This is a genomic window from Tenacibaculum sp. 1_MG-2023, assembly GCF_030547425.1.
Lineage (GTDB): Bacteria > Bacteroidota > Bacteroidia > Flavobacteriales > Flavobacteriaceae > Polaribacter.
Map to the genome: position 1 here is coordinate 75,797 of NZ_JAUORH010000016.1, position 6,385 is coordinate 82,181.

Below are 6,385 nucleotides of genomic sequence, written 5' to 3' on the forward strand. Positions count from 1 at the left end.
ATAAGATTTCTGTCTACACAGAAATGACAGTTCCTTTTACCATCCACCTATACGTTTACGTTCTGCTTGCTGTTCTGGTGTGGCTTCGGGTGTTGATATTTTACTTGGATATAAAGGTTTAGGAAACCCTTCCGCCTTTCTACGTTCAAAATCTTGTTGACGATATGGATCAAAAGCATCTCCTGGAGGCAAAGGCCTATTTTTATCCATATACCAAATAGTAAATGCCCAATAGTTCTTTATGTTATATTCCGTTAATAAACCTCCAACTCTATCTTTACTTTTACTTGATACAAAAGCTAACATACCACTAATAACTCCTGGACTAGAATTTATATGCTTAACCCTTGCAAAACCAGAACTAAAAGGAATAGTTACTGTACTTCTAAAATTTCTAGGCATAACTATAACCCCATTCATCCTATCAAAGACTAAGTATTTAATAGGTGCAACAAAACCATAGATAACCGTTACAACTCCTGGGATTCCAAAAATCGTCAGTATTATAATTTTTGGCCAAAAATCGTCACTCTTAAAAAAGAAAGAAATTATTATTGGTACAATTATTAACACTATACCAATACCCCAAGACATCCAGCCTCTTGCTGTTCTTTTTTCTTTGTAAAACAAATCGTTGGCTTCCTCTATAAAATACTTATTACTTTCTACTGTTTCTTGCGTAATACCTTTCGGTTTCTCTTTAATTGTCTTTGATAAGTACTCCATTATCTTTTCCAAGTATTAGGGTTATACACTTCATCTTCAGTTCCAATTCTAATATTTGTTCCCCACACTTCATCTAAAACATCATTAATCCTATCCGCTATAATCATATCACCTGTAGGAGCTACCCAATCGGTAGCTGATAATTTATACCCCATATAACGGTCATTACCATTTTTATGTGGCCAATATTCATTTAACTGTTCGTTTATAATGGTTCTACTTATAAATACAAATTCTGAGCTTAAAGAAATTTTATTATGAATAGCCTTGGATAAAGTATACGAAACTTCAAGCACATCTGCTCCATTATCATCTGAAGTAACTTCTACTTTATCAGCAATCAACATTTCATCTGAACTTGAAACTTCTTTAGTACCTTTTACAAAAAGTCTCATCGCAAAATCAAAGCTACTCTTATTGTATAAGAATTTACGTAAGTGTACTTTTAGAGTTACTTTTTTTACTTTTTTATACTTAACTCCCGCACTCAATTGAATTGCATCTCTTATATAATCTCCCCAAGATTTATCTGGTTTATCTTCGTAGAAAAATTGTGTAACATTTTCTTTTACACGATAGCTAATTAATAAATCATATAATAATTGTGAAGCCTTTTTAAAATCACGCCACTCTTTAAAATCGCTCTCCACCAGACGATCTCGTTCATTATATATTTGCTGTATATAAACAGAAGGAGCTTCATTTCCTGCAACTAATTGATGTTCGCTTCCTAATACATTATTTTTCAAAAACTTTTCTAGAGGTGTATCAGTAAAGTAAATAGCTAGTGCTACTCCTACCAACACTAAGACAAATAAAATAGCTAATGGCCAAAAAGTTAAAAAACCAAACGCAGCTCCAGTTGCAAAAGCAACAATACTATCTGCCAATAACACCGCACTTAATGCTCCAGTGATTGCCCATGTAAGTGAGGCATCATAATCTCGCGCTTGGTAGGTTTCTATACTATCCCATACACACATAGTAACACCTACACCAGACCCAACAAACCCTGTTATTTTAGATATGTTACCTATTGATCTCAAAGCACTTACACTCCCCCCTCCTTTATTTGCTAGCATTTTAGCCTCAGCATAACTGGTTGAAGCAGATATTAAACTTAACACTCCACCTGTAGTATCTATTCCATTTTTAATATTAGCTTGAGAACTTAATTTATTTACACTAACAGCAGTACTTATTACTTCTAAACCTGCCATAAAGGCTCTAAACTTAGGGTGTTCTAGAGCTTTCGTTATCCATTCACTAGCTTTATTACCCGCCCCTTTAATAGGAACTTCAAAACGTTTATTTGCTACAATTTCTTCTGGTGTTCCCTGTAACGCTGAAGCCTTTATCCTTATATGCCTATGTCCACTTCTATAATTTGCTAACTGATCTTCTTCTACCCATTTTGACATATTTAGAAAAAAACCTTTTTTTGAAATACTGTTTTCAAGCTCTTTTCTTTTTATCTGAATAACAACTTCATTTTCGTACTCAAAAGATTTTATATATCCTAAAACTACCTCAAAACTTGATTCTGAAGTTGCATATTTTGCATAACTCTCTGTTATACTTTTAAGAGTATCTATAAATTTTTTAGACAGCGAAAAACCTTTACTAACATCTAAAATTGTTTCCTGTAATTCTTCTAATTTAACTTTTTTACTTAATAACTTTGAAATTTCATCATCATCATTTTCCAACGTTTTAATATAAAAATCTTTCCAACTATCTTCTTTTCCTGTGTAATCTTTTTTTAGGTCTAAATGTCTATCTTTATCATGCGGATGTGCAGATAAGACCTCTAAATGAGAAGCTAGAATATAATTACCTTCAAATACTGCTTGATTCCCTCCTTCAGTATACAGTGGCAAGTAACATTTATAATAATCATTTGACAAAAAAGTTCCAAAGTCTCCTCTTATGTTTGAAATTACTTTTCGTAACTCTTTTCTTTCCTTAACAGCTAAAATTTTTAATAACTTGTCTTTATCTGTAGTTTCAGCATACTCTTCTTTCATTTTCTCATCATTATAGATAAGTTGATAGGTGGTTAATGCTGTTGAAAAGAGTCCACTTACTTGTTCTTCGTAATCAGAAAAAGTGCTAGATCTATTTTCTCCTTTTTCTATTCTAGTAAAAATGTCTTCTTTACTTTGTCCTGTTTGTATAGATTCAATAATCGCTTCATGTTTCTGATGTTTTGTAACAAGTACACTTCCAATATCATTAGCACAACCAATAGGGTCATTTAATGTAACAAACATATCTTCATAAAAGTCATTATTTCCTTCATCTGTTTGTTCTTTTTCATCAACATGAATTTCTCTTAAATCATCTCTAAACTCTCCACCTTGAAGATGATTTTTAAACGAAACTACTTTTACATCTTTATACGAAACTACTTCGTCTGACTCGGGGTTACATCCTACTTCAATGCCTACACAATTAATAGTTTGCATAAACTTTTGCTTCTTTTCATCACTACCGTTAACTTCATTAAAAAAAGCCTTGCTCCACTGAACTGGTGAATAAGCTATGTAATATTCTCCTGGAGTATTTATAGTAATAAAGGATCTAGCATTACCTGTAGCTTTTCTTATATCTCCATTATTATCTTTAGTCCAGACAATACCCTTTAATTTTCCTGATTCGTTTACTTGATACTCTTTATATTTATTATTATCACTCTTATTAATAATATAAATATATCCTAGTCTTAAAAATGTACGAGCTAAGTAAAAGTTTTCAATTTCTGGTATTTTATTATTAGCTACTTTTACCTCATCAACACTATACTTTTTCTTTCCTTCCAATATACCATCTATATCTATAGCAGTATCTTCGGTAGATTTTTTTTCAAAAAAACCATACCTAAAAAGGTGAAGTTTGATTCCTTTTTTCAAAGCTTCTTTTTTGGGACTTGCTACTGGTTCTGTAACTCCACCTCCTGTACATTCAAAAAAATATTCTGCAATTACTTCTTGATATTCCTTTTCTTGATATTCTACTAATAAATCGTCAGCCATTTTTTGTTTCTTTAATTTTTAGAAGATTCTTTTTCCTTTTCTGTAGCATCTTCAACCTCCCAAGTAACTTCTACTTTTTTATCTTGTACTGTTCCTGTTAATTCTACCACTTCTTCTTCATTTGTGGTTGTACTACCATTTTCATTGGTAGTTTCAACAGGTTTTTTCACCTTAAAAGTAATACTTTCACCGTCAGGTATATTGTACACATAAGCTCGTAGTGTTACTTCTTTTAATACTTTTGATTTACGTATTATATTCTTTTCTTTTAGCCATTGCAAGTTATAAATTCGTGGTTCTCCTTGCTCTTCTTCTTTTAACTTTTCTTGATTTTCTTCCGCTTCTTTTATTTTACTATTATGGGCTAATCTATCTACAATGCTAATTTTAGGAAACGGTATCTTGTTTACAGGCATATTAACTGAAGGAACTGGTGCAGCACTACCTACTATAATATTAGCTTCTCCTGCTGTTATTGTTCCTCCATGAGCTGTCAAGTCTCCCAAACATGCTACGGGTTTTCCGTTAATTAAAATATTAGGAAATCCTTGCGCTATGGTATCTGGTGGGCCTACACAGGTACATATACTACCTATAGTGGCCACAGGTTTTCCGTTGGCTAATACATTTGCTTCTCCTTGTGCAATAGGACCGCCCACATGAGGTACGGTTCCACTACACATAGGGCATACGTGCATGCTTCCTACTGTTGCAACTGGTCCTGGCATAATTATTATGTTTTAAAATTACATTATATCAAACTTACCACTTGCTCCTTGTACAACAGTCATCTGTCCTTGCACTTTGGTTTGTTGACCTTTTAACTCGGCTGCTGCTTGCCCCTCAATTGTAGTGTTTTGTCCTTTTATATCAGTATTACTACTTGCTTCTATAGTTATATTCGCACTACTTGTAATACTAGCATCTTTGTCGGCTTGTGCGTTAATTGCTCCTTTCGACAAAATTGAAGTATCTTTTTCTGATGCTGTTTTAATCTCTCCTTTTGCTTGTAGCTCAATGTTCTCTTCTGCAATTATTTTTACATTTTTTGCAGAAAACTCCATAGTTTCAGCTGACTGAACAAATAATGACTTTTCTTTAGTATCAAAGGTTATGATACTTCCATCTTTATCTTTTATGGTTATTTTCTCTTTATCTTTTGTGTCATCTAACTCAATAGTGTGTCCACCACGTGTAATAATACTCTTTCGTACATTTTCTTCATCACCTCCTGCTCCGTTTTTACCTGTAAACATGCTTCCCATAACAAAGGGACGGTTAGGATCGTTATGTTCAAAACCAATCATTACCTGATCTCCTAGTTCTGGAATAAATACAAATCCTCTATTGGTTTTAGTAAGTTCACTACTTCCTGCATCGGGAGTCATTACACGAATAAAATCTGTTTTTGCTCCAATAGCTTCCTGCCAGTAAAACTGAACTTGTACACGTCCTTTACTTTCTGGGTCTTTATTACTTACCACCGTTGCTACTTGATTGTTAGCTACTGCTGGTGCTATGTTTTCGTTTAATGGTAAGCTTTTTGTGTTTGCAGGGATAGCTTCAAAAGTATTAGAATATGCTCCTCCTACATCTGCAAAGTGGCTTATTTGAGTTATAATATATTCTCCATACTGTTTTACAGTATATTTTCCTTCGTCATACTTTGCTGCACTTACTTTGATTATGCTTCCTAAACTTAATCCTTTCGCTCCTCCACTTGCCTTAAGTACATTGCCTCCTGCACTTAATCCTTGTAATCGTTTTTGTAAATACTCATCTAATGATGATTTGTCTTGTAAAAACACATCGCTTACTCCAAAGTCTTTTACTTCTTTATAAACTTGTTCTGATGCTTTAAGTGCTGTATTTGCTAAATCGTTTAGCCCTTCATTAGTTGCTTTTAAATCGCCTTCAAAGAATTGATCATTTAACGAATCGTAACTATATGTTGCTAAAGTAGGATTATACGTTTTGGTTTTTATTTGTAGTTCTTTTAAATCTTTACTGTATTCTAGCTCTATTGGCTTTTGACCTTCAGATTCGGGTTTTCCAAAAACAACATCTACTCCATCAAAATAAAACCATTCGTTATATTGATATGCTAATCTTTGCAGGTATTTGTAGTCACTCTCTGCGTATTGACATTGGTAAGGAATTACTGTAGTATATGCTGGATTAACCTTGTTTTTTATGGCAGTAGTATCCATGATCTCTGAAACAATACTTGCTAGATCTTTTTCTAACCAAGATTTCTGTTGTTTTCCATTTTCTAGTAAAACTGTTTGAGACAATCCTTTTAGTATTAATTCGCCGTGTAATCCTATTTCATTATGGCGCATTGATACGTCTAACACAACTCCTATAAAGGCTTTACCTGAGACATTGGTGGTAAGCTGTTTTCCTAACCATTCTTTTGATTTTTCTAAGGTGTAGCTTCCTGCTTCTTCTACAGTTTCTATATCTACCACAACTTCAAAAGTATGGTGCTGGTATAAGAATTGGTTTATTGTAATTGTTTTATAACTCTTTACAAAGTTACCATCTATGGTAATTTGTTTATCTAATGCTTCTTCTTTTATCTTATGCATGGGGTGTTTTTTCTTTGTTATAGTTAAAACTAT

4 protein-coding genes are annotated in these 6,385 nt (G+C 33.1%); all 4 read right to left on the bottom strand.

Annotation, left to right across the window (positions count from 1 at the left end; all coding sequences use genetic code 11):
- Positions 1-36: 36 nt before the first annotated feature.
- The gene (locus Q4517_RS11720; RefSeq protein ID WP_303509524.1) at positions 37-726 is read right to left on the bottom strand and encodes a hypothetical protein; all 690 of its coding nucleotides are present in this window, start codon (positions 724-726) and stop codon (positions 37-39) included.
- Positions 726-3,761: a toxin VasX gene (locus Q4517_RS11725; RefSeq protein WP_303509527.1), complete on the bottom strand. Its 3,036-nt coding sequence runs from the start codon at positions 3,759-3,761 to the stop codon at positions 726-728. Before Q4517_RS11725 ends, Q4517_RS11720 begins: the two co-directional genes overlap by 1 nt.
- Positions 3,762-3,772: 11 nt before the next feature.
- Positions 3,773-4,489: a PAAR domain-containing protein gene (locus Q4517_RS15465; protein WP_320244164.1), complete on the bottom strand. Its 717-nt coding sequence runs from the start codon at positions 4,487-4,489 to the stop codon at positions 3,773-3,775.
- A gap of 18 nt (positions 4,490-4,507) precedes the next feature.
- The coding region (locus Q4517_RS11735) for a type VI secretion system Vgr family protein (protein WP_303509530.1) at positions 4,508-6,385 on the bottom strand (1,878 nt) is incomplete at its 5' end.